This window comes from Pandoraea sp. SD6-2 (genome assembly GCF_000389825.1).
GTDB lineage: Bacteria > Pseudomonadota > Gammaproteobacteria > Burkholderiales > Burkholderiaceae > Pandoraea > Pandoraea communis.
Map to the genome: position 1 here is coordinate 89,614 of NZ_KB944431.1, position 22,964 is coordinate 112,577.

The 22,964-nt window shown below is 62.5% G+C and carries 23 protein-coding genes; 14 read left to right on the plus strand and 9 right to left on the minus strand.

The window, feature by feature from the left end:
• Positions 1-60: 60 nt before the first annotated feature.
• Positions 61-363 (minus strand): YqjD family protein, encoded by a 303-nt coding sequence (locus tag C266_RS07945; protein WP_144265750.1) that lies wholly within the window; start codon positions 361-363, stop codon positions 61-63.
• A gap of 214 nt (positions 364-577) precedes the next feature.
• On the opposite strand from C266_RS07945, the gene C266_RS07950 reads away from it, so the two are divergent.
• Positions 578-1,225: a peroxiredoxin gene (locus C266_RS07950; protein ID WP_010808502.1), complete on the plus strand. Its 648-nt coding sequence runs from the start codon at positions 578-580 to the stop codon at positions 1,223-1,225.
• 211 nt (positions 1,226-1,436) lie between these two features.
• Here C266_RS07950 and C266_RS07955 read toward each other — a convergent pair whose 3' ends face one another.
• Entirely contained in the window at positions 1,437-2,630 is a 1,194-nt protein-coding gene (locus C266_RS07955) for an acyl-CoA dehydrogenase (protein WP_010808503.1), read from the minus strand.
• A gap of 232 nt (positions 2,631-2,862) precedes the next feature.
• Between C266_RS07955 and C266_RS07960 the strand changes: the two genes are divergently transcribed.
• A complete protein-coding gene (locus C266_RS07960; protein ID WP_010808504.1) occupies positions 2,863-3,711 on the plus strand; it encodes an IclR family transcriptional regulator in 849 nt (282 codons plus the stop codon).
• A 296-nt stretch (positions 3,712-4,007) separates the two neighbouring features.
• Here the strand turns inward: C266_RS07960 and kynA are convergent, their stop codons facing one another.
• The 5 genes from kynA to C266_RS07990 all read right to left on the minus strand — a co-directional run bounded on the left by kynA (position 4,008) and on the right by C266_RS07990 (position 8,162).
• Complete coding sequence (gene kynA, locus C266_RS07965) at positions 4,008-4,970, minus strand: tryptophan 2,3-dioxygenase (protein ID WP_010808505.1); 963 nt, start codon at positions 4,968-4,970, stop codon at positions 4,008-4,010.
• 16 nt (positions 4,971-4,986) lie between these two features.
• On the minus strand, positions 4,987-6,240 hold the full coding sequence (gene kynU / locus C266_RS07970) for a kynureninase (RefSeq protein ID WP_010808506.1): 1,254 nt from the start codon (positions 6,238-6,240) through the stop codon (positions 4,987-4,989).
• A 45-nt stretch (positions 6,241-6,285) separates the two neighbouring features.
• Positions 6,286-6,951, minus strand: a complete 666-nt coding sequence (kynB, locus tag C266_RS07975; RefSeq protein WP_010808507.1) for an arylformamidase — start codon at positions 6,949-6,951, stop codon at positions 6,286-6,288.
• A 226-nt stretch (positions 6,952-7,177) separates the two neighbouring features.
• Positions 7,178-7,636, minus strand: coding sequence for a MarR family winged helix-turn-helix transcriptional regulator (locus tag C266_RS07985; RefSeq protein ID WP_010808509.1), 459 nt, complete (start codon positions 7,634-7,636; stop codon positions 7,178-7,180).
• A gap of 7 nt (positions 7,637-7,643) precedes the next feature.
• Positions 7,644-8,162, minus strand: coding sequence for a flavin reductase family protein (locus C266_RS07990; RefSeq protein ID WP_010808510.1), 519 nt, complete (start codon positions 8,160-8,162; stop codon positions 7,644-7,646).
• Between the two features lie 163 nt (positions 8,163-8,325).
• On the opposite strand from C266_RS07990, the gene C266_RS07995 reads away from it, so the two are divergent.
• The 10 genes from C266_RS07995 to msrA all read left to right on the plus strand — a co-directional run bounded on the left by C266_RS07995 (position 8,326) and on the right by msrA (position 18,107).
• Positions 8,326-9,375, plus strand: coding sequence for a hypothetical protein (locus C266_RS07995; RefSeq protein WP_010808511.1), 1,050 nt, complete (start codon positions 8,326-8,328; stop codon positions 9,373-9,375).
• Positions 9,372-10,169 carry an alpha/beta fold hydrolase gene (locus tag C266_RS08000; protein WP_010808512.1) on the plus strand — a complete coding sequence of 266 codons (798 nt, stop codon included), beginning with the start codon at positions 9,372-9,374 and terminating at the stop codon, positions 10,167-10,169. The genes C266_RS07995 and C266_RS08000 overlap by 4 nt, the downstream gene beginning before the upstream one ends.
• A gap of 9 nt (positions 10,170-10,178) precedes the next feature.
• Positions 10,179-11,423 carry an acyl-CoA dehydrogenase family protein gene (locus tag C266_RS08005; protein WP_010808513.1) on the plus strand — a complete coding sequence of 415 codons (1,245 nt, stop codon included), beginning with the start codon at positions 10,179-10,181 and terminating at the stop codon, positions 11,421-11,423.
• Between the two features lie 129 nt (positions 11,424-11,552).
• Positions 11,553-13,103, plus strand: coding sequence for a class I adenylate-forming enzyme family protein (locus C266_RS08010; protein ID WP_010808514.1), 1,551 nt, complete (start codon positions 11,553-11,555; stop codon positions 13,101-13,103).
• Between the two features lie 242 nt (positions 13,104-13,345).
• Complete coding sequence (locus tag C266_RS08015) at positions 13,346-14,092, plus strand: IclR family transcriptional regulator (protein ID WP_036662131.1); 747 nt, start codon at positions 13,346-13,348, stop codon at positions 14,090-14,092.
• Between the two features lie 39 nt (positions 14,093-14,131).
• Positions 14,132-14,869 carry a transporter substrate-binding domain-containing protein gene (locus C266_RS08020; RefSeq protein ID WP_010808516.1) on the plus strand — a complete coding sequence of 246 codons (738 nt, stop codon included), beginning with the start codon at positions 14,132-14,134 and terminating at the stop codon, positions 14,867-14,869.
• Between the two features lie 102 nt (positions 14,870-14,971).
• Positions 14,972-15,640 carry an amino acid ABC transporter permease gene (locus tag C266_RS08025; protein WP_010808517.1) on the plus strand — a complete coding sequence of 223 codons (669 nt, stop codon included), beginning with the start codon at positions 14,972-14,974 and terminating at the stop codon, positions 15,638-15,640.
• A complete protein-coding gene (locus tag C266_RS08030) occupies positions 15,637-16,413 on the plus strand; it encodes an amino acid ABC transporter ATP-binding protein (RefSeq protein ID WP_010808518.1) in 777 nt (258 codons plus the stop codon). The genes C266_RS08025 and C266_RS08030 overlap by 4 nt, the downstream gene beginning before the upstream one ends.
• Positions 16,414-16,431: 18 nt before the next feature.
• On the plus strand, positions 16,432-17,379 hold the full coding sequence (gene hutG / locus C266_RS08035) for a formimidoylglutamase (protein ID WP_010808519.1): 948 nt from the start codon (positions 16,432-16,434) through the stop codon (positions 17,377-17,379).
• A gap of 152 nt (positions 17,380-17,531) precedes the next feature.
• Positions 17,532-18,107 (plus strand): peptide-methionine (S)-S-oxide reductase MsrA, encoded by a 576-nt coding sequence (msrA, locus tag C266_RS08040; RefSeq protein WP_010808520.1) that lies wholly within the window; start codon positions 17,532-17,534, stop codon positions 18,105-18,107.
• Positions 18,108-18,182: 75 nt separating this feature from the next.
• Here the strand turns inward: msrA and C266_RS08045 are convergent, their stop codons facing one another.
• Together C266_RS08045 and C266_RS08050 are read right to left on the minus strand one after the other, a co-directional pair.
• Complete coding sequence (locus C266_RS08045; protein ID WP_010808521.1) at positions 18,183-19,007, minus strand: hypothetical protein; 825 nt, start codon at positions 19,005-19,007, stop codon at positions 18,183-18,185.
• 97 nt (positions 19,008-19,104) lie between these two features.
• Positions 19,105-19,446 carry a hypothetical protein gene (locus C266_RS08050; RefSeq protein WP_010808522.1) on the minus strand — a complete coding sequence of 114 codons (342 nt, stop codon included), beginning with the start codon at positions 19,444-19,446 and terminating at the stop codon, positions 19,105-19,107.
• 567 nt (positions 19,447-20,013) lie between these two features.
• Between C266_RS08050 and C266_RS08055 the strand changes: the two genes are divergently transcribed.
• On the plus strand, positions 20,014-21,552 hold the full coding sequence (locus tag C266_RS08055; RefSeq protein WP_036662135.1) for an MFS transporter: 1,539 nt from the start codon (positions 20,014-20,016) through the stop codon (positions 21,550-21,552).
• A 168-nt stretch (positions 21,553-21,720) separates the two neighbouring features.
• Entirely contained in the window at positions 21,721-22,914 is a 1,194-nt protein-coding gene (gene fabV / locus C266_RS08060) for an enoyl-ACP reductase FabV (RefSeq protein ID WP_010808524.1), read from the plus strand.
• Positions 22,915-22,964 lie beyond the last annotated feature (50 nt).

Genomic DNA, 22,964 nt, shown 5'->3' on the forward strand with positions numbered 1-22,964 from the left:
CGGTCAGGTGGGCTCCGCCATAGGCAGAATAGGCGAGAAAGCGACTGGCGTCGACGCAGCTTACTTGCGGTTGAGCAGCAGGCCGATCACCACGCCAATACCGGCGGCGATGCCCACCGCTTGCCACGGATGGTCGTGAACATAGTCGTCGGTCGCGCGAGCGGCTTGCTTGCTCTTCTCGACAACGACCACCTGCACGTCGGAAGCCTTTTCCTTGGCTTGCTTGAGCAGCGTCAGGGCCTTGTCGCTCAATTCGGATGCGCGCTCACCGGTCGTGTTGGCGGCTTGTTTGAGCAGGTCTTCGGCGTCGGCCAATACGGATTTGATATCAGTCATAAACTTCTCCTTGTTGGTGTGCACTATGCGACGTAGTCGTTACCCGATTCTGGGAGGAAAATGCGAAGGGGATATGGGTGTTATCGTAACGCTTTCAACGAATCGTTGCCATAAAACAACATCCCCCGAGGGCGCCATATTGCGAATAATTATGTGCAATCAATTTTTTATTCGTTCTGGCAAAGCTTAGCATCCTTTAGTCTTTACCCCACTGACTTGAAGGTTCTCAAGGAGACCGTAAATGACATTGCGTTTGGGTGACATTGCCCCCGATTTCGAGCAGGACTCGTCGGTTGGCAAAATCAAGTTCCATGAATTCCTTGGTGACGGTTGGGGTGTGCTCTTCTCGCACCCGGCCGATTACACGCCGGTGTGCACGACCGAACTGGGTCTGACCGCAAAACTCAAGGGTGAGTTCGAGAAACGCGGCGTGAAGGCCATCGCGCTGTCGGTTGACGACGTTGAGTCGCACAAGGGCTGGATCAAGGACATCAACGAGACTCAGAACACCACGGTCAATTTCCCGATTCTGGCCGACGGCGATCGCAAGGTTTCGCAGCTCTACGACATGATCCATCCGAATGCCAGCGAAACCGTGACGGTTCGCTCGCTGTTCGTGATCGACCCGAAAAAGAAGGTGCGCCTGATCATCACGTATCCGGCCAGCACGGGCCGCAACTTCGACGAGATCCTGCGTGTTATCGACTCGCTGCAACTGACCGACAATTACTCGGTCGCCACACCGGGTAATTGGAAGGATGGTGAGGACGTCGTGATTGTCCCGTCGCTCAAGGATGAAGCCGTGCTCAAGGAGAAATTCCCGAAGGGTTACAAGGCCGTGCGTCCGTATCTACGTCTCACGCCGCAGCCGAACAAGTCATCCGGCTAACGCCGCAGAAGACAGCGGATGAGAAAAAGCCAGCTCGACAGAGCTGGCTTTTTTGTTTGGTACGCGCCGTCGCCCGGGGGATTGACGGCCCGCGAAGTGCGGCCTGAGAAACGACGCGTACCAGACAAGTCGCATGAACCGCGATGCGCTGCGCGATCTGCACTGCGCGACCGCTCGCGGTTCATGCAACCCGATCCCTCGTGACGATCGATCAGAAGAACGCCTGGATGCCGGTTTGCGCGCGGCCGAGAATCAGTGCGTGGATGTCGTGGGTGCCCTCGTAGGTGTTGACCACTTCGAGGTTCACGAGGTGACGGGCAATGCCGAACTCATCGGAGATGCCGTTGCCACCCAGCATGTCGCGTGCCAGACGTGCGACGTCCAGTGCCTTGCCGCACGAGTTGCGCTTCATGATCGACGTGATCTCGACAGCCGCGGTGCCTTCGTCCTTCATGCGGCCCAGACGCAGGCAGCCTTGCAAGCCCAGCGTGATTTCCGTCTGCATGTCGGCGAGCTTCTTCTGGATCAACTGATTGGCGGCGAGCGGCCGGCCGAACTGCTGACGGTCGAGCACGTATTGACGCGCGGTATGCCAGCAGAATTCAGCGGCGCCCAGCGCACCCCAGGCGATACCGTAACGCGCCGAGTTCAAGCAGGTGAACGGCCCCTTCAGGCCGGAGACGCCCGGCATCAGATTCTCTTCCGGCACGAACACCTGATCCATCACGATCTCACCGGTGATCGAGGCGCGCAGGCCGACCTTGCCGTGAATCGCCGGGGCCGACAGGCCTTTCCAGCCCTTTTCCAGAATGAAGCCGCGAATCTTCTCCTCGCCATTCTCGTCGGCGAGCTTGCCCCAGACCACGAAGACGTCGGCGATGGGGGAGTTGGTGATCCACATCTTCCCGCCGCTCAATTCATAGCCACCTGCAACTTTCTTGGCGCGCGTAGTCATGCCGGCCGGATCGGAACCGTGGTTCGGTTCGGTCAGACCGAAGCAACCAATCCACTCGCCGCTGGCCAGCTTCGGCAGGTACTTCTGCTTCTGTGCTTCGCTGCCGAATTCGAAGATCGGCACCATGACGAGCGACGACTGTACCGACATCATCGAACGATAGCCCGAGTCGACGCGTTCGACTTCGCGTGCGATCAGCCCATAGGCCACGTAGCTCAGGCCAGGGCCACCGTATTCCTCGGGAATCGTCGGGCCGAGCAGGCCGATCTCACCCATCTCGCGAAAGATGGCGGCGTCGGTGCGCTCATGACGGAATGCTTCGAGCACGCGCGGCGCGAGCTTGTCGTTCGAGTACGCGGCGGCGGCGTCGCGAATCATGCGCTCTTCGCCCGTGAGCTGTGCGTCCAGCAACAGCGGATCTTCCCAATGAAACTGTGCATTGCCTGCCATGACCTATCTCCTCCGACGTTCTCAAAAATTGGCCGACGCCATCCTCGTCGGCCCGTTTGGCGCATGTGCGGCATACGTTGCCGTATCCCGCACCGGGAAAGCTCGTCGACTTGACGAAAGTTCCGCAATGCGGAACAATGTTCTGAAATCGAAGTTAGTTTAACACTAAAATTTTTTGTCAGGCAACGGCCAGTGCGTGTACTGGCCGAACCTATTTGAAGCGGAGTGCGCGATGGTTGTGGTCAAAACGTCCCTGTCAGCCTTCACCGGTGCGCCGGCCCATGGCGTGCCGCCTTCGCACGACGAGCGCAAGTTCGTCACGGCACTCGCACGGGGTCTCGATCTGCTGCGCGCCTTCGGACCCGACGACGCGCTGCTGGGTAACCGCGACTTTGCAGCACGCACCGGGCTGCCGAAGGCGACCGTCAGTCGCCTCGCTTACACGCTGACGGCGCTGGGGTATCTGCGCTACGACGCCGAGCTTGGCAAGTACGCACTGGATGCCGGCGTGCTGGCCTTGGGGTACGCGTTCCTGAGCGGTACCGACATGCTGACGCTGGCTCGCCCGCACATGCGAGCGCTGGCCAAGGAAATGGGGTGTTCCATTTCACTCGGTTGCCGGGAAGGTATCGACATGATGTATCTCGAAACCATCCGCAGCGACTCGGCGCACCTCACGCTGGGTCTCACGGCGGGCTCACGTCTATCGATGCTGACGAGTTCGATGGGGCGCGTCTACCTCGCGGCGATGCCCTCGATCGAGCGTGAGACGATGCTCGCCGATCTACGCGATGCCTACGATGCGAATCCGGCCGCGTTGCGCAATGTCGGTTGGGACGTGCTCCAGTCCGGCGTCGAGAAAGGGATCGAGTCGTACAGGCGCGAGGGATGTTGCTACTCGTTTCGCGAGTGGCATGAAGGCGTGAATGCGGTCGCAGTGCCGCTCCGTGACGTGCGGCAAAACCGCTGGCTGGCCATCAGTTGCAGCGGCCCGTCGTCGTCGATTCCGGATGCGCTCTTCCGCGAGGAGATCGGTCCGCGTCTGAAGCAACTGGCCGCGCGTCTGAGCGGACAGGCTTAGGTTGGTGGCAGATCGGGTTGGGGGCCGCCTGCGGCACTCCAATGCGCTTTAAGTCGCACCGCAGGCGGCCCCCAACCCGATCCACAACCGATATCGATCCGACGACACCCATCGACACGATGAGCGCTGCGCGGCGGGGCGTACGATGGCAGTGATTGTCCGCTCCCTTGACGTAGCGACTCAACAGGCACGGCTCGGGAGCGGAGTCAGGGGGGGGGGCGGGCAAGCGCTGTAGCCCCGGAAAAAGGGGCGGCGCTCGCCGAATCTATGCGGTAGGTGTTCTCACCGCAACGACATCACAGCAACGTTCGCACGTGCCACAACTCGGGGAACAGCACCACATCGAGCATCTTGCGCAGATAGGGTGCCCCGCTGGTGCCGCCTGTGCCTTGCTTGAAGCCGATGATGCGCTCGACAGTCGTCACGTGGCGGAAGCGCCATTGGCGGAAGGCATCTTCGAGATCGACCAATTCCTCGGCCATCTCATACAACTCCCAGTGCTGCGACGGATTGCGATACACCTCGAGCCACGCCGCCTCGACGGTCTCGTCGTGAGGCGTCGGCTGCGTCCAGTCGCGTTCGAGCCGTGCCGGGGCAATCGCGAAGCCTCGACGGGCGAGCAGATGCACCACCTCGTCATAGAACGACGGGGCGTTGAGCGCCGCTTCCACCTGCTGGAAGAGGTCGGGACGATGCGAATGGGGCTTGAGCATCGCCGCATTCTTGTTGCCCAGCATGAATTCCAGAATGCGGTACTGATACGACTGAAAGCCCGACGAGCTACCCAGTGACGGACGCATCGACGAATACTCGGACGGCGTCATCGTCGCCAGCACGCTCCATGCCTGAACCAGTTGTTCGAGAATGCGCGATACCCGCGCAAGCATCTTGAATGCGGGCGGCAATTCGTCGTTGTGAACCGCAGAGCGTGCCGCCTGCAATTCGTACAACGCGAGCTTCATCCACAACTCGCTCGTCTGATGCTGAATGATGAACAGCATCTCGTTGTGATCGGTCGAGCGCGGATGTTGTGCATTCAGAATCGGATCGAGCGACAGGTAGTCGCCGTAGCTCATGCTCTTGGAAAAATCGAGTTGAGCATCGTGCCATTGGGTCGCGTCGGCGGGCGCGCTTTGCGAGGCTTTCGCGTCGCCCGTCGCGTTGTCTGCGCCCTGATGCCCGAACGGGCACCCGCCTTGTGCGGGTGTGGTGTCCACCGGCGTGTCTTTGTGGCCGCTTGTAGAGGAGGGTTTGCTCATGCTGATCATTCCTCTCTCAGGTCACCGCGCCGCGACGATGAAACTCGGGCTTGTCCCACGAGCCCGTGCTCAGCACGTCGCGCAAAATCTCGACCGAATCCCAGACATCGGCAAAGCTCGTATACAGCGGCGTCATGCCGAAACGCATGATGCGCGGCTCGCGATAGTCGCCGATGACCCCGCGTGCGATCAACGCCTGAATCACGGCAAATCCTTCCGGATGCTCGAAGCTCACCTGCGAGCCTCGTGCGGCGTGATCGCGCGGCGTCACCAGCGTCAGCGGGAATTCGGCGCAGCGCGTTTCCACCAGTTGGATGAACAGATCGGTCAACGCGAGCGATTTGCGACGCAGCGCGTCCATCGACGTCTGCGCGAAGATATCCAGACCGCACTGCACGAGCGAGAGCGAGACAATCGGTTGCGTGCCGCACAGATAACGTCCAATGCCTTCGTCCGGCGTGTATTCCGGCAGCATGGCGAACGGCGTGCGATGGCCCCACCAACCCGACAGCGGTTGCCAGAAGGTGTCCTGGTGACGCTTGTTGACCCATACGAACGCCGGCGAACCCGGGCCGCCGTTCAGATATTTGTACGTGCAGCCCACGGCATAGTCTGCGCCGGCGCCGTTCAGATCGACCGGCACCGCACCGGCCGAGTGGCAGAGATCCCACACCACCAGTGCACCGGCCGCATGGATCTCCGCTGTGCGTGCGGCCATGTCGTACATGGCGCCGGTGCGGTAGTTCACATGCGTGAGCAGCACCACAGCGACATCGTTACCCAGCGCGCTCGGCAGTTCGTCCGGCGAATCGATCAGACGCAGCGAGTAGCCGTCGTCGAGCAGGCGCGTGAGGCCTTGCACGATGTAGAGGTCGGTCGGGAAGTTGCTGCGCTCCGAGACGATCACTTTGCGTTGCGGCCCACGCTTGCGCTGCGCATCGAGGGCGGCGGCCATCACCTTGAACAGGTTGCTCGACGTGGTGTCCGTTACCACGACTTCGCTTTTGCCCGCACCGACGATCGGTGCCAGCGCATCGCCCAACGTGCGCGGCAGCGCGAACCAGTTTGCCTCGTTCCAACTGCGGATGAGACCCTTGCCCCATTCGGCGGCGATCACTTCCTGTGCGCGTTTGGCAGAAGCCAGCGGGCGGGCGCCCAGCGAATTGCCATCGAGATAGATCACATCAGGTGGCAGATCGAATTGCGCGCGCAGCGGGGCGAGCGGATCGGCCACATCGAGGGCCAGACAATCGTTGCGAGAAGACGTCATGGTTTGCGCTTTGTGAGTGAAATCAATACAGAAAAAGAAGTCCGTTCAAAGGGAGCGCAGTACCGCGCGTACCGGGCTCGCATCGAGCCGCATGAACTTGAGTGGCAATGCGATGAGTTCGTAGTCGCCCGGTGCAATTGCGTCGAGTACCAGCCCTTCGAGGATGGCCATGCGATGCGCGCGAATGCGGTGATGCGCGTCCATCGTCTTGCTCTCCTGCGGATCGAGCGACGGCGTGTCGATACCGACCAACGTCACACCGTGCGACGCGAGCAGGTCGATGGTCTCGGGCGCCACTGCGCAAAACGCGCTATCCCAGCGCACCACCGGCGCGCGCTCATACGTGCGCAGCAGCACACGCGGCGGTACATCCGTCAGATGCGGCGCAACCATCTCCGGCGTGACGACCGGCGATGCGCCGAGGCAATGCATCACCCTGCATGGCCCCAGATACGTCTCCAACGGCACTTCGCCAATGAAGGCGCCGTCGTCGTCGTAATGACGCGGTGCGTCGGCATGCGCACCTGTATGTGGCGATAGCGTGATGCGTCCCACATTGACCGGGCAGCCCGGTCCGATCTGCCAGACGGACTGTTCGGAGAACGGCGTGTCACCGGGCCAGACGGGGGTGTCGCTCGAGAGCGGGGCGCTGATATCCCATATGCGGCGCTCGTTGCGCGCATCGGCAGGGCGTTGGCTGGGTGCGGTCATGGACGTGCGCCATAGCGTGAATCGATATGCGCATCTTAGAAGAATTCGCGTCGCAAGTGCTTGCGTATTCGTGGATCGCGATGAGTGAAATTGATAGTGGAAACGTGTTTTTTGGAGATTTACGAAAGAAAATTCGACAATATGGCGAAGTGGTCGAATTTTTGACGATTCGCCGTACTGCGCGATTCGCGTTTTCGGACGCGCCCGTGCAGTGATCGGAAAGGGCCTATTGAGGGTTCTGCGTTCCTTGCGCCATTTCCTCGATCAGACGGCGCAACGTGGCTTTGAGCAAGGCGGATTGTTCCGTGCCGAAGCGGGCGAGCACCCCGGCTTCGTGCCGGCGTGCGCTGGCGAGCAACGGCGCGACGCGCGCCCGTCCGGTGTCGGTCAGCGAGACCAGTGACTGACGCCGATCCGTCGCGCATTCGCCACGCACAACGTCGCCTGTCGCTTCCAGCCGGTCGACGACTTTGGTGAGCGTCGGCTGCTTGGCGAGCACGATGTCGGCCAGTTGATTGATGGTGCGCGCGCGGCCATCGGAGAGCGTGGCGAGCACTCGCCACTCCGACACGCCCAGGCCAGCCGCGGCGACTTCGCGATGAAACTCATTGGAGACCAGCGTGCTCGCCCGGGCGAGCAGATACGCCAGATAATCGTCGACGAACGGTGCTCCGCCGGCTGGCATGGGGGGCTTACCCGAGCGACTGCGGCTTGTGGAAGCCGCCGGCGTGAAAGATCAGCGGCATGCGCTCGGAAACGTTCGCGTGAACGCCGCAACGCTCGACTTCACCGACGAAGATGACGTGATCGCCTTCGTTGTAACGGCTGCGGTTATGACACTCGAACCAGGCAAGCGCACCATCGAGCACTGGCGTGCCCGACGGCGACAACGTGTATGGCACACCCGCAAAACGGTCGCCTTTCATCGTGGCAAAGCGCTTGCAGATGTCGAGTTGATCGGCCGCGAGCACATTCACGGCGTAGTGCGAGTTTTCGCGGAAGACGGGCATGCTGCCCGCTCGCGTGGCGAGACTCCACAGAATGAGCGGCGGCGTGAGCGACACCGAATTGAACGAACTGGCGGTGATACCGATAAGCGAGCCGTCGTCGGCTCGCGTGGTGATTACCGTTACCCCGGTCGCAAATTGACCGAGCGCATGACGAAAAGCTGCGTTGTCGAAATCTGGCACTGCGGCGCGTTTGGCGTTCACTGTCCCTGCACTCCCGTCCGGCTAATTTGATCGGGTTGATTTGTATGAATATTCATATACTATGGCACGAACAACAGATCGACAAGACGCATGACGGCCAGCAGCGTGCCACGGGGCGAAGCAGCCCCCGGCGGGCGAGAGGGTCAGACGCTCAGGAGACGATATGCTGATCGAGCGAATCGAGCATAAGTGGATCGACGTATTTGCCGCGACCTTGCGGCGCTGCGACATACGACCCGGCGATGTGGTGGCGATTGTAGCTGAAACGCAATCCCGGCCTGTCAACGTGGAATTAGCCCAGCTTGCCGCCGAATCGCTTGGCGCCAGGCCTTTCCGGCTCGTTGTCCCAAGCCCGCGCGTGAGTGCCCCTGTGCCGGTGCGTTCGACGGGCGCGAGCGATGCGCTGGGTCAATTGGCCCCGGTCGTGGCGGCGCTGCGGGCGGCGACGCTTGTCGTCGATTGCACTGTCGAAGGCCTGTTGCATGCCCCCGAACTGCCCGAGATTCTGGGCGGTGGCGCGCGCGTGCTGATGGTCTCCAACGAACATCCCGAAATTCTGGAACGCTGCGCGACCGATCCGGCGCTCGAGCCGAAAGTGCGTGCAGCGATCAAGCGTTTGCGCGGCGCCGCGCAAATGCACGTCACGTCCGGCGCTGGCACCGATCTGCGCATCGGTCTTCGCGACGCCCGCGTGGGCGGTGTCTGGGGCTGGTGCGCCAAGCCCGGACAGGTCGCCCACTGGCCGGGCGGTCTGGCGCTGGCGTTCCCCGCTGCCCATAGCGTGAACGGCCGGCTCGTGCTCGCCCCCGGCGACATCAATCTGACGTTCAAACAATATCTGCGCGATCGCATCGAACTCACGGTCGAGGACGACTATGTCGTCGCCATCGACGGCGAAGGCGTCGACGTCGACCTCATGCGCGAGTACTTCGCTGCGTGGGGAGATCGCGAAGCGTATGCCGTCTCGCACGTTGGCTTCGGCCTGAACCCGCGGGCGCGCTGGGATGCACTCGCCTGCTACGACAAGCGCGATTGCAACGGCACGGAGCAGCGCGCCTTCGCGGGCAACTTCCTGTATTCGACGGGCGCCAACGAAGTGGCGGGACGTCATACGCTCGGTCACTTCGATTTGCCGCTACGGCGCTGCACGATCGCGCTCGATGGGGATGTCGTCGTGCGCGACGGGCAATTGCAAGGCGAGTTCGCATCATGACGCTTTCCGTACCTGCCTGCCGCACGGCGGGCGATGGCCCGCTCACGCTCGTGCTGCTGCACGGTATCGGTGGCAATCGTCAGGTCTGGCCGTCGCAATTCGAGACATTCGTGGCGGCGGGCTATCGCGTCGTGGCCTGGGACATGCCCGGTTACGGCGAGAGCGCCATGCCTGCCGAGCCGGCGATGGCGTCGCTGGCCGACAGCCTGAGGACGTTGCTCGATGCGTTGGGGCCGTCGCGATTCGTGCTCGTCGGACACAGCATGGGTGGCATGGTCGCGCAGGAGTTGATGGCACGCGGCGAGCCGTTCACGCGGGATATTACTGCGCTCGTGTTGTGCGGCACGTCGCCCGCATTCGGCAAACCGGATGGCGACTTTCAGCGCGAGTTCGTGCGTCAGCGCACGGCGCCGCTCGATGCGGGCAAGACGCTGCGCGAGATGGCCGAGGCCATCGTGCCGGGCATGCTCGGCGAGCCGGATGCCGCTGCGCGTGCCCGCGCGCACGCACTGGCGGTCGACGCGATGGGCGCGCTTACCCCAGACGCCTACCGTGCGGCGCTGCAAGCGCTGGTCGGTTTCGAGCAGCGCGCCGCGCTTGCTCGTCTGACTGTGCCGGTGCTGCTCATCGCGGGCGAGCACGACACCAATGCGCCACCGAAAGTCATGGCGCGTATGGCCGAGTCGATCCCGCAGGCTCGATACGTTTGCCTGCCCGGCGCAGGACATCTCATGAATCTGACGCACCCGGCGGCATTCGACGCCGAGGTGCGCGCTTTCCTCGCAACACTCTAGGAGACTACCGTGGCCTATCAGCCCCCTTCGATCGTCGGCGAGCACTACCCGCTCACAGACAAGCAGCGGCACCTTTTGGCGCTGGCCGAGCAAGTGGGGCGCGAGTCGCTCGCGCCGCGTGCCGCCCGCTGGGATCGCGAAGCGTCGTTCCCGTTCGAGAATTACGACGACATGCGTGCCGCTGGCCTGCTGAAGTTGTGCATTCCCGAGTCGGACGGTGGTCTGGGCGCCGATTTCGCCACTTATATGATGGTCTCCGCCGAGCTGGGTCGTCACTGTGGCGCCACGGCGCTCACGTTCAACATGCACACCTGCTCGATGATGTGGACCGGCATTCTTGCCGACGATCTCGACATGACGCCCGAGCAGCGTGCGGAACACGCGCGCTATCGCGAGCATCACTTTGCGCGCGTGATTCAGGACGGAGCGATCTACGCACAGCCGTTCTCGGAAGGCAGCGCGGCGGCGGCGGGCAAGGCGCCATTCGGCACGACCGCGACGAAGGTTGACGGCGGCTGGAAGATCAATGGACGCAAGATTTTCGCGTCGCTCTCGGGGGCGGCCAACTACTACGGCGTGTTGTGTACCGAGGACAAGCCCGAGTTGTCGATGAAGGACACGTTCTACATCGCCGTGCCGGGCGACGCGCCGGGCGTGAGCGTCACCGGTGACTGGGATCCGCTCGGGATGCGGGGCACCGTCTCGCGCACGTTGCTCTTCAAGGACGTGTTCGTCCCCGACGAACTGCAACTGATGCCGCGAGGCGTCTACTATCAGGCCGCGAGCCGCTGGCCGCACATGTTCATGACGCTCGCCCCGACGTACATGGGGATCGCTCAGGCCGCCTACGATTTCACGGTGCGTTATCTTCGCGGGGAAGCGGAAGGGATGGGCGCGCCGGTCAAACGTCGCATGTATCCGACCAAGCAGATTGCCGTCGCGCAAATGCATATCATGCTCGAGCAAACGCGCGCGCTGTTCCTTCGCGCCTTGCAGGACGGCCGAGCCGATCCGGGCAAGGAGGCGCGTATGCGAGCGTATGCAGCGCAGTACACGATCATGGAGAATGCCAACGAGCTGTGCCGTCTCGCCATTCGCACCTGCGGCGGGCAGTCGATGCTCAAAACGCTGCCGCTCGAGCGCATGTATCGCGATTCGCGTTGCGGCGCGTTGATGCTGCCGTGGACGGCAGAGCTGTGCCTCGATCGTATCGGCCGCGAGGCGCTCTACGAACCGGGCGAGTCCGACGAGTAAGCAGCGCGCCGGCATCGCGAATCAGCGAAGCGGCGAGGTGGGCGGGGCGCATGGAACGCACTGTCGAAGGCCATCACGAACCGGTCGTCGGCCCGGCGTCTCGCCGTCTGTCTTGTTACGGAGAACAAGTTGACGCCTTTTGTAGAAGCGCTTGCCCGTCACGCACGCGCCACGCCGGAGCGGTTGGCGTTGCGGTGTGGCATTGGCGATGAATCGGAGCAGACCGACTATGCCGCGTTGTGGCGACGCGTCGAGCGGGTGGGCGGGCATTTGCGCAGCACCTGGCGCATCGCGCCGGGCGAGCGTGTCGCGTGTCTCGGCCTGAACGACGAGTTGCAACTGGCGCTGCTGTTCGCGTGCGCCCGCGCCGGTGCGATCTTCCTGCCGTTGAACTTCCGCCTTGCCGTGCCCGAACTGGCCGCCATCGTGCGCCACGCAGGCGTGCGTGTGTTGTGGTTCGACGCGACGCATCGCGATGCCGCTCGTCAGATTCGCGACTCGCTTGAACAGGAGGCTGTCACCGGCCTCCCGCCGCCCGCCATCGCACCGATCGAAGGGCTTATCGCCGTGCCATCGACCAAGCCGGTCGACTATCCCGACGTTGCGGCCGATGCGCCGGTGCTGCTCGTGTACACGTCCGGCACGACGGGAGAACCCAAGGGCGCATTGCACACACAGGCGGGGCTGCTCGCCAATGCCGAAGCCAGTTGGTGGGCGCACGACATGCGCGCCGACGACCACATCCTGTCGACCTTGCCGATGTTCCACGTCGGCGGCCTATGTATCCAGACGTTGCCTGCATTGCTGCGCGGGGCGAGCGTTACGCTGCACCCGCGTTTCGATCCGGGCGCCTGGCTATCGGACGTCGCAAAGCATCGTCCGACGCTCTCGCTGATGGTGCCCGCCACGCTGCGGGCCGTGCAGTTGCATCCGGCGTGGCCGACCACGGATTTGTCGTCGCTACGTGGGGTGATGGCCGGGTCCAGCGTGGTGCCGATGTCCGCCATCGATGCGTTCCACGCGCGAGGTATCCCGCTCGGGCAGGTGTACGGAGCGACGGAAACCGGCCCGGTGTCGATTGCGCTGCGCTTCGGCGAAGCGAAGGCGCATCCCGGTGCGGTCGGCCGTGCATGCCCGGGCGTCGAAGTGCGGCTGACCGACGTGGCCGGGCAGGACGTGCCTGCGGGAGACGTCGGCGAAATACTCTTGCGCGCACCGAACGTGATGCGCGAATACTGGCGTGCGCCCGGACACGTTTCGTTCGCGCACGGCTGGTTCCATTCGGGCGATCTGGCGCGGTTGCACGAGGACGGCTGCTTCGAAGTCGTGGGCCGCAGCAAGGACATGATCATCTCGGGTGGCGAGAACATTTATCCAGCGGAAATCGAGAATGCGCTGGTTGATTGCCCCGGCGTTCTGGAGGCCGCCGTCGTCGGCGTGCCGGACGAACGATGGGGTGAGGTGCCCGTCGCCGTCATCGTGCCTTTGCCATCGGCGAGTGTCACGCCGCAAACCGTGCTCGACTTCCTTGGCGAGCGCATCGCTCGCTTCAAATTGCCGAGACGGGTCGTCATTCTCGACACGCTACCCAAAAGCGCACTTGGGAAAGTGCAAAAGCCGATTCTCATCGCCTGGTTATCGGCGGCGCCGGATTCGCAAAAGTCTACTGCCGGTCGGTAATCGGAATCTCTATCCCGGTTTCGCTTAAAAACGCCGAATCCCTTGTGTGAACAGGGATTCGGCGTTTTTTGTGCCTGCATTCTGCACTGCATAAGGGAAAATACCTATGCGCAATCTCCCAATTTGTTACCATGCGGTGAGAATCGAATTTTTTACTTTGGGAATTGCATCGCAAGATAGCGCCCATGTCGTCATCGGCAGCTAGCCCGCTGATTTTTCCGCTTTCTTTTGTTTTCAAGACGATGGACACCACCGAAGCTCAATCGGTCTCCGAGCGCGTGCTGCAAGTTCTTGTGACTGTGGCGCGTCACGGACGACCGATCGCGGCACGCGAGATCGCCGCGCAAACGAGCCTGCCGCTCTCCACGGTTTACCGCCACCTCGTGCCGCTCAAGAAGTGGGGCCTGGTGCAAGAGCACGCCCATGAGGCGCTCTACGAACCGGGGCCGGTCGGCGTGCAATTGGCGTGGGGTTTCGACCACAACTCGCATCTTGTCACCCAGGCACGTGAGGAAATCGACGCGCTCGTGCAGCGCACCGGCGAAACCGTCGGTCTGCTCGTGGCCGCCAATGGCCAGGTCGTCTGCCTCGACATGCACGAGAGCGAGCAGTCGCTGCGTTGCTCCTTTGCCAAGGGACGCGCGCACCCGCTGGTGCACGGCGCCTCCGCCAAGGCGCTGCTCTCGTTCCTGCCGCAAGCCACTCGCGAAAGCCTGATCGGCCGCCAATTGGCCGGCCAGCCGGTGGCGCAGGAGCGTCTCGCCGCACAGGTCGAAGAGATTCGCAAGCAGCGATATGCGGTGTCCGAAAGTGAAGTGGATTTCGGCGTCTGGGGCGTATCAGCCCCGGTGTTCGCCGCCAAGGAACGTTTGGAAGGCACCATCACCCTGATGGCGCCGGCCGTGCGTGTGGCTCAGCGCCACGAAGAGCTGATCCGCCTCACGGTGGCGGCAGCCGAGCGTATTTCGAATCGATTGCAGTACTTTTAACCGGTTTTATCCGACCGAGACTACACGAAGGAGTACCAGATGAAATTGCGTCACATCCTGTTCACGATGGCGCTGGCCGTCACCTGCTCGAGCAAGGTCTTCGCTGCCGACGACGTGCTGCGTGTTGCCACCGACGCGACCTTCCCGCCGTTCGAATACGTGGAAAACGGCAAGCGCACCGGCTTCGACGTCGAAATGATCGAAGCGCTGGGCAAGGCAATGGGCAAGAAGGTCGAATGGACGGATATCGATTTCAAGGGCCTGATCCCGGCCGTGCTGTCCAAGCGTGTCGACGTGGCCGCTTCGGCGATCTACATCACCGACGAGCGTCTGAAGGTCGTGAACTTCACGCATCCGTATTACACCGGCGGTCTGGCCATCATGGTCAAGGCTGACAACACCAGCATCAAGGAACCGGCCGATCTGGCAGGCAAGAAGGTGTCGGTGCAGGTGGGTACGAAGTCGGTGCAGTTCCTGAAGGAAAGCTATCCGAAGGTCGAGCGCGTGGAAGTCGAGAAGAACGACCAGATGTTCGAACTCGTGAAGATCGGCCGTGCCGATGCTGCCGTGACCGGCAAGCCGGCAGCGCTGCTGTACGCCAAGGCCAACCCCGGCGTGAAGGTGCTCGACAAGACGCTGACCGTCGAGCGTTATGGCTTCGCCGTGCGCAAGGGCGACACCGAACTGACCAACGACTTGAACAAGGCGCTGGAAAAGGTCCGTGCAGACGGCACCTACGCCGCGCTGGTCAGCAAGTACTTCGGTACCGCGAAGTAAGCACGTCGCTAACGTAATACCCGGGCGGGTCCGCCGTCCCTCTGAATGGGACGACGGCACCCGCCGATGCAATGAAGCAGTAGAGCAACTGACGGAGTACGCATGGAACTCGATTTTTCGCCGGTGTGGGCAAACTGGCAGGACCTCGCGCGCGGCGCGCTCGTTACCGTCGAGGTAACTGCCTGCGCACTGGCGCTGGGCTGCGTGTTGGGTTTGCTGGTCGGCATGGGCCGCCTGAATCCGGCGCATCGCATTCGCTACGGCATTTGTACCGCCTATGTCACGTTTATCCGTGGCACGCCGTTGCTGGTGCAACTCTTTATCCTGTTCTTCGGCCTGCCTCAGTTCGACATTCTGCTGCCGGCATTCATGTGCGGTGTGCTGGGTCTTGGCATCTATAGCGGTGCCTATGTCTCGGAAATCGTGCGCGGTGCCATCCAGTCGATCGAGCGCGGTCAGATGGAAGCGGCACGCTCGCTCGGCATGCCTTACGGTCAGGCCATGCGTTCGGTGATTCTGCCGCAGGCCGTCGTGCGCATGATTCCGCCGCTGGGCAACGAATTCATTGCGCTGATCAAGAACTCGGCCCTCGTGTCGCTGCTCACCATTCACGACGTGATGCACGAAGGCCAGAAGATCATCAGCGTGTCGTACCGCTCGCTGGAAGTGTATCTGGCGATTGCGTTTGTTTATCTGATTCTGACCGGTGCCACCACGCTGCTCCTGCAGCGCGCCGAGAAGTCCCTGCGTGCCGGAGGTGCCGTGCAATGAGCGAAGTGAAGAAGGAATTCGGCGCCCCGATCCTGAAGATCGAAGGGCTGGGCAAGGCCTACGGCAGCCATCAGGTGCTCAAGGGCATCGACTTCGAAGTCGATGCGCGTCAGGTGGTGGTGGTCATCGGCCCGAGCGGTTCAGGCAAGAGTACGTTCCTGCGTTGTTGCAACGGGCTGGAGACAGCCGAGCAGGGCACCATCGAAATCGTGGGCAAGAAGCTCGTCGATCACGGCCAGATGATGGGCGAGAACGCGCTCAATCATCTGCGCACCGAAGTGGGCATGGTGTTTCAGTCGTTCAACCTGTTCCCGCATCTGACCGTGCTCGATAACGTCACGCTCGCACCGCGCAAGCTGCGCGGCATGAAGAGCGCCGATGCCGAGAAGCTCGCCCGCGAATTGCTCGCCAAGGTGGGGCTGGCGGCCAAGGCCGACGTCTACCCGAGCACGCTCTCGGGTGGTCAGAAGCAGCGTGTGGCAATTGCGCGCGCGCTGGCCATGCAGCCGCAAGTCATGTTGTTCGACGAGCCGACCTCGGCGCTCGATCCGGAACTCGTGGGTGAAGTGCTGCAGGTGATGAAGGCACTCGCGAACGATGGCATGACGATGCTGGTGGTTACGCACGAGATGGGATTTGCACGAGAAGTGGCCGATGTCGTGGTTGTGATGGACCAGGGCCGGATCATCGAAGCGGGTGCGCCTGAGCAGATTTTCACCGCACCGCGCGAAGCGCGTACGCGTGAATTCCTGCAAGCGGTCATCGCACGATAAGGCAAGGCGGGAAAACGTATGACAATTGATCGAACGGTCTGGCAAGGCCGTGTGGATACCGGCGAGGCCGGCCATACCCTGCGTCTGCATCAGGTGCTGCGCGATTACGATGCGTCGCAGGCTGCCGGTGGCGCGGTCGTGCTGGGCTTTTGCAGTGACGAAGGCGTGCGCCGTAATCATGGGCGTCAGGGCGCGGTCGCTGGCCCTGACATGCTGCGCCGCGCGCTGGCGAGCCTGCCCGTGAAGGGCACGCCCCTCGTGTTCGACGGCGGCAATATCGTGTGCGCGGACGACCGGCTCGAAGCGGCGCAAGCGGCGCTCGGCCACCGCGTGGCCGGGGTGCTGGCCGCAGGTGCGCTTCCGGTGGTGCTGGGTGGCGGACATGAGATTGCCTACGGTACGTTCCTTGGCGTTGCCGAGCATTTCGGCGACCGCCTGCGCGACGAGCCGATCCTGATCCTCAACTTCGACGCGCACTTCGACCTGCGTGCGCAGCCGACGGCCAGCTCGGGTACGCCGTTCTGGCAGATCTCGCAGTTGCTCGCGGGACGTCAGGCGCCGTTCCATTACGCCTGCCTTGGCGTGAGCCGCTACAGCAACACCGACGCACTCTTCGAGCGTGCGAATGCGCTGAATGTGGACTACTGGCTGGACGAGACGATGCTTGCGCACCGTCTGCCGGAAATGTGCGAGCAGCTCGAGAAGAAGCTCGCACAGGTGAGCCATGTGTACCTGACCATCGATATGGACGTGCTGCCCGGCGAGAAAGCCCCGGGCGTGTCTGCGCCGGCGGCGCATGGCGTGGCGTTGGAAGTTGTGGAAACGCTCATCGGCGTGGTGCGCCGTTCGGGCAAGTTGCGTGTGGCGGATATTGCCGAGTACAACCCGACGTATGATCGCGACGGTCTGACCGCACGCGTTGGCGCTCGTCTCCTGCATCCGCTCATCACGCAGTTGCGGGCCTGAACGCGCCGATGCGCCGCGCGAGCCTCCCGTAGGCGCAATTTGCGCCGTTTGCAGGACTTCTGCGCGACAATAGGGCGGGCGATCGAGCCATCGATCGCCCGCCCTATTTCTTTTGTGCGCTGCCGCATAAAACATAGCCGACAAGCGAGGTCATGATGACAGAGCAGACGAACTCCCCGAGCGATACCCGTACCCAAGTCGCCACGCTGGCGGGTGGCTGTTTTTGGTGTCTCGAAGCCTGCTATCAGCAGTTGGACGGCGTAAAGTCCGTCGTCTCGGGTTATGAAGGCGGTCACGTCGACAACCCGACCTACGATCAGGTCTGTGAAGGCGATACCGGTCACGCGGAAGTGGTGCAATTGACCTACGATCCGGACGTGGTCTCCTTCGAGGAACTGTTGATCGTGTTCTTCCAGATTCACGACCCGACCACCGTCAATCGTCAGGGCAATGACGTCGGCACGCAGTATCGCTCCGCCATCTTCTATCAGGACGAGAAGCAAAAGGAGGTCGCTGAGCATCTCATCGCCGAACTGATGGCCGAGATGACGTACCCCGCACCGATCGTCACACAAGTGGTGCCGACGCAGACGTTCTGGCCCGCCGAGGCGTATCACCAGAACTACTTCCGCCAGCATCCCGATCAGGGCTACTGCGCTTACGTGGTTGCCCCGAAGCTCAAGAAATTCCGCGAGAAGTTCGCGCGCCGGCTCAAGTCGGCAGCGTAATCGCGGCGGCCGCCGCCATTCCCGAGATATCGGCCCGCTTTCGCAGACTCGGGACGGCGGTGCGCTACCGCTGCGTCACAGAATCGAGCAGGGGCCGTTTTGCATTGGGTCGCGGGGATCGTGGCGGGTGTAGCGATTATCACTCGACCGTGGTGAGCGGCCCAGATCGGAGCGTTGCCGACATCGCGCCAACTGGGCCGTGAAATCGTTGAGGGTCGTTTCGTCCTGTGTCGCAGGGGCATATCCGGCCGGCGGCAAGGTGGTCTGTCCGCGCATGCCCGCTGCCCGGTAGTGAAAGCCGAGAATCTGCGCGTGATCTTCCCGTATACGCGAAGCGTGCGGATTGCCTTCATGGAGAAACGCCAGTTCGCTCTCGCCGGCGAAGAGAAACGCAGCCTCGTCCACCGTGTCAAGCGCCGGGAACGTGAACCGCCCTATGTCGATGCTGTGCGCCCCGACGTCATAGCTCAATGCGCTCAGCGTTCCCGGTAAATACTCCGGGTCGTCGCGAAGCAGCGAAGGCAGGCCCATTGCCTTGATTCGCGCGTCGACTGAGATTGTGCCCGCTGCGGGGTGAAACGTCAGAAGTTCGCCAAGCACTTTGCGCAGTTCGGCGTTGCTGGCGTATCGCCGGGTTCCGCACTCGCTCTGCGGGGTGACGAGTTCAGCGAGCACGTTATTGAAGTAGTCGTTCACCGGAACGGGATGGCATTGGATGGTGGCACGGCGAAAGTGAGCAACGTCCAGCTTCGCCTCGGACGACGTGGGTTGCGAGGCGCGAGGCTGGTTCGCGATATTCTCCATATCGATGACGATCTCATGGCGATTCGCGCGAGCATCAATCTCATACGAAACGGGGTTGAGTTGCGCGTAAGGAATTGCTATGGCGAGGAACGGCATAGTTCATGCTCCCTGAGGGTAGGTGATGCGGGAAAGGGGGGGGGCGCTGAGGCAAATCAACGTGCGCCTGACGGTAGCCTTTGCCGTACGCTCGACATCAGCCGACGACACTAACGGACGCACCGCTGGCTGCCGCAAACAGGATCAGGCAGGGCTCTCCCACATGGGCGGCATGTCCGTAGGCAGCGTCGAGGCTGTCGAAGAAGAACGCTTCTGCCGCGCTCTGCACCTTCTGCGTCACGATCTCGAAGCGATGGTGATCGAAGCGAATGTCGAGATACGTGAGACTCGTGTGAAACCAGACCACATAGCCGGAAAATGGCAGTACCGATGGCAGCGCCGGGACGGTGCTCGCCGTGTGCGACTTGTCGTCTGACACCGTGACGGTCTGCGCTTCAAGCCAGCGTCGATAGTCTTCGCGCACAGGTCGATTTTTCATGGTCGTATCTCCCGAGAAGTGACGACGACGCTTCCTGAGGCGTCGAGCGATGGTGCGGCCATTGTCAAGGCACGGTTTTCGGAAATGGCCGGGGCGTTGCCGAATTTGCATCGCGCCGCCGAGGCTGCCACGTCATATGGATGCCAGCCGTCGTGTCGGGACGTCATCCGAGCCCCCAAAAGGGCTGGCCTTGCGGCATCGGGCCAACCCTGTCGATGATGCTCAGTACGCCGGCTTACGGGGTAAAGGAGCGTCCGAAAGGGGTATCGGACAACACCCTGTTTTGACGAAGCGAGAGAAAAACAAGAGGGCCGTCGCCTGGCCAGGTGAATGTTGCGCGGCCTGCCGTTGAATTTCCCTCATGCCGTTCCGTCATCGGACGCCGTGGGCGCGAGGATGGCGGAGCGTCAAGGTGCGCCGGGCGAATTGGCCCGGAACGCGTATGGGCGCGTGGCCTCCGGACGTTCATATATTCATTATTTTTCGCATAGAATGGCCGCTTCCCTCCATGAAGTCTTCAGGTAGTCCGCCGTGCGCCCCCTGCCTTTTCGCGATGCGTTGATGGCCATGATCGGCATCGCGCTCGTCAACATGCTGGTCGCTCTTGACCAGACCGTTGTCAGTACTGCCCTTCCGTCGATCGTCGCCGAACTCAAAGGGTTTGAGTATTACGCCTGGATCGCGAGCATTTACCTGCTGGCCTCCGTCGTCACCGTGCCGGTGTTCGGGCGCCTCGGCGATTATTTCGGCCGCCGCCAGTTCGTGATCGCTTCAGTGTTGACCTTCACCATCGCCTCGCTGCTATGCGGTTTGGCCCCCAACATGCCGTTCCTCGTGTTCGCGCGCGGGTTGCAGGGGATCGGGGGCGGCATGATGGTCGGCACGGCGTTCGCGTCGGTGCCCGACCTGTTCCCCGACGCTCGCTCGCGCGTGCGCTGGCAGGTCGTGATCACCACGGCTTACGGCATCGGCACGGCGGCCGGGCCGTCGCTGGGCGGGTTGCTCTCCGAGCATTTCGGCTGGCGTTCGACGTTCTTCGTGAACTTGCCGGTCGGCCTGGCAGCGCTGTATTTCGTATGGCGATACCTGCCGAAATTCCCGCCGGCCCATCAGGGCGACGTTCGCGTGGACTGGCGTGGCGCAGCGTGGATCGCCGTCGTGCTCGGCGGCTTCCAGGTGTTTATCGAGAACGTGCCGGCGCATGGTGCATCGCTCGGGAATCTGCTGCTGATCGCTGCCGTCGTGTTCGGCTTCTGGATGCTGCTGCGCGCAGAGCGCCGAGCCACGCACCCGATCGTGCCGCTCGATATGTTCCGGCACCCGCAGCTCATCGTGCTCTTCACGCTGTCGGTACTGATCGGCTTCGTGATGTATTCGCTGATCTTCTTCGCGCCGTTGCTGTTGCAAGGCGGGTTCGGCTTGAGTCCGCAGGGCGCGGGCTTGATTGCCACGCCTATCGCGGCATGCATCGCCCTGGGCAGTTTCATCAATACGCCGATCGTGGTGCGTCTGTCGCGGCCCACTAATATGCTGATCCTCGGCTTTTGTCTGCTGGCGGTGGCGTCGGCGGGCGTGGGGCTGGCGCATCGCGATACGTCGCACGGCTTGCTGGCGCTGATGATGGCCTGTGCGGGCATTGGCATCGGCTTCATCCTGAACAACATGAACGTGTTCGGACAGGAAATCGCCGGGCGCGAGCGTTTCGGCATTACCACCGCGTTGCTGCAGTCCACTCGCATGGTCGGCGGCATGCTGGGCACGACGATCGTGGGCACGCTCGTCAATCACTGGTACGCCAATGGCGTGGCCGGCGCCGTGTCGAGCTACGATGGCACGCCGGCGGCGCACGCCGTTGCGCGAGCACTCGACCCACGCATTCTGATCGATCAGGCTTTGCGCGCCGACCTGCTGACGGACCTGCGCGCCATGGGCATCGACGGCGCCCCGTTGGTGGAAACCGCCCGGCAGACGCTCGTGAACGCTGTGCATGCCGGGGTGCTGCTCACGGGCATTGCGGCGATCGTTGCCGCCTTGCTGGTGCGGCGCATCCGGCAGATTCAGTTTCCCAAGCGCCGTGACCGTTCGGCCGTGGTGGCGCCGGAATAAGCCGAAAACGGTTCGGCGTTGTCCGAACGGGCGACGCCGCACGGCGCAAAAGCAAAGCCTAGAGCGGGCAAAAGCCCGTCAAAATGCCGGGCCAGGCCCGACCTCGTTTACAATGCGCGGTGTTTGCCGGGTGAGCCGGCATCAACGAATTTTGTGAACGAGGTTTCCATGATCATCAAGCCACGCGTGCGCGGCTTCATCTGCGTCACCACCCACCCCGTCGGCTGCGAAGCCAACGTCAAGCAACAGATCGACTACGTGAAGGCTCAGGGTCCGATCGCGAATGGCCCGAAGAAGGTGCTCGTGATCGGTGCGTCGACCGGCTACGGGTTGGCCGCGCGCATTACCGCCGCCTTCGGCGCCGATGCCGCGACGCTGGGTGTGTTCTTCGAGCGTGCGGGCAGCGAGACCAAGCCGGGAACGCCGGGCTGGTACAACACCGCGGCCTTCGACAAGTTCGCCACCGAGAAGGGGCTTTACGCGAAGAGCATCAACGGCGACGCGTTCTCCAAGGAAATCAAGGCCAAGACCATCGAGACGATCAAGAACGATCTCGGTCAGGTCGATCTGGTCGTCTATAGCCTCGCGGCGCCGCGCCGTACGCATCCGGAAACGGGGCAGGTGTTCAGTTCGGTGCTCAAGCCGATCGGCAAGTCGGTGACGCTGCGCGGTATTGATACCGACAAGGAAGTCGTCAAGGCTTCGGTGTTCGAGCCGGCCTCGCAGGAAGAGATCGACAATACGGTGGCCGTGATGGGCGGCGAAGACTGGCAGATGTGGATCGACGCACTTGCCGAGGCCGGCGTGCTCGCCCCGGGCGCCAAGACGACGGCGTTCACGTATCTCGGCGAGAAGATCACTCACGACATCTATTGGAACGGTTCCATCGGCGCGGCCAAGAAGGACCTCGACGAGAAGGTGCTGAATATTCGCGCCAAGCTCGCCGCGAGCGGTGGCGACGCACGTGTTGCCGTGCTCAAGGCGCTGGTCACGCAGGCCAGCTCGGCCATTCCGATGATGCCGCTTTATCTCTCGCTGCTGTTCAAGGTCATGAAGGCCAAGGGCACGCACGAAGGTTGCATCGAGCAGATCTACGGTCTGTACCAGGACAGCCTGTACGGCGCGACGCCTCGACTCGACGACGAAGGCCGCGTGCGTACCGACCAGAAGGAACTCTCGGCGGATGTGCAGGCGGAAGTCTCGGCGCTGTGGGATAAGGTGACCGACGAGAACCTGTATGAACTCACGGATTTCGCGGGCTACAAGCACGAGTTCCTGCGTCTGTTCGGCTTCGAGATCGACGGTGTCGATTACGAGGCCGATGTGAATCCTGACGTGCCGATTGCGCATCTCGTAGCGTAAGGCCTCCACGCTCAGTGCGATGACGATGGCTCGGGTCCGGCGGTTTGCCG

What these genes read in the sequence shown, in the direction of transcription:
- C266_RS07950 (WP_010808502.1), top strand. Translation starts at nt 578, where the DNA reads ATGACATTGCGTTTGGGTGACATTGCCCCCGATTTCGAGCAGGACTCG.
- C266_RS07955 (WP_010808503.1), bottom strand. Translation starts at nt 2,630, where the DNA reads ATGGCAGGCAATGCACAGTTTCATTGGGAAGATCCGCTGTTGCTGGAC.
- C266_RS07960 (WP_010808504.1), top strand. Translation starts at nt 2,863, where the DNA reads ATGGTTGTGGTCAAAACGTCCCTGTCAGCCTTCACCGGTGCGCCGGCC.
- kynA (WP_010808505.1), bottom strand. Translation starts at nt 4,970, where the DNA reads ATGAGCAAACCCTCCTCTACAAGCGGCCACAAAGACACGCCGGTGGAC.
- kynU (WP_010808506.1), bottom strand. Translation starts at nt 6,240, where the DNA reads ATGACGTCTTCTCGCAACGATTGTCTGGCCCTCGATGTGGCCGATCCG.
- kynB (WP_010808507.1), bottom strand. Translation starts at nt 6,951, where the DNA reads ATGACCGCACCCAGCCAACGCCCTGCCGATGCGCGCAACGAGCGCCGC.
- C266_RS07985 (WP_010808509.1), bottom strand. Translation starts at nt 7,636, where the DNA reads ATGCCAGCCGGCGGAGCACCGTTCGTCGACGATTATCTGGCGTATCTG.
- C266_RS07995 (WP_010808511.1), top strand. Translation starts at nt 8,326, where the DNA reads ATGCTGATCGAGCGAATCGAGCATAAGTGGATCGACGTATTTGCCGCG.
- C266_RS08000 (WP_010808512.1), top strand. Translation starts at nt 9,372, where the DNA reads ATGACGCTTTCCGTACCTGCCTGCCGCACGGCGGGCGATGGCCCGCTC.
- C266_RS08015 (WP_036662131.1), top strand. Translation starts at nt 13,346, where the DNA reads ATGGACACCACCGAAGCTCAATCGGTCTCCGAGCGCGTGCTGCAAGTT.
- C266_RS08020 (WP_010808516.1), top strand. Translation starts at nt 14,132, where the DNA reads ATGAAATTGCGTCACATCCTGTTCACGATGGCGCTGGCCGTCACCTGC.
- C266_RS08025 (WP_010808517.1), top strand. Translation starts at nt 14,972, where the DNA reads ATGGAACTCGATTTTTCGCCGGTGTGGGCAAACTGGCAGGACCTCGCG.
- C266_RS08030 (WP_010808518.1), top strand. Translation starts at nt 15,637, where the DNA reads ATGAGCGAAGTGAAGAAGGAATTCGGCGCCCCGATCCTGAAGATCGAA.
- hutG (WP_010808519.1), top strand. Translation starts at nt 16,432, where the DNA reads ATGACAATTGATCGAACGGTCTGGCAAGGCCGTGTGGATACCGGCGAG.
- msrA (WP_010808520.1), top strand. Translation starts at nt 17,532, where the DNA reads ATGATGACAGAGCAGACGAACTCCCCGAGCGATACCCGTACCCAAGTC.
- C266_RS08045 (WP_010808521.1), bottom strand. Translation starts at nt 19,007, where the DNA reads ATGCCGTTCCTCGCCATAGCAATTCCTTACGCGCAACTCAACCCCGTT.
- C266_RS08050 (WP_010808522.1), bottom strand. Translation starts at nt 19,446, where the DNA reads ATGAAAAATCGACCTGTGCGCGAAGACTATCGACGCTGGCTTGAAGCG.
- C266_RS08055 (WP_036662135.1), top strand. Translation starts at nt 20,014, where the DNA reads ATGATCGGCATCGCGCTCGTCAACATGCTGGTCGCTCTTGACCAGACC.
- fabV (WP_010808524.1), top strand. Translation starts at nt 21,721, where the DNA reads ATGATCATCAAGCCACGCGTGCGCGGCTTCATCTGCGTCACCACCCAC.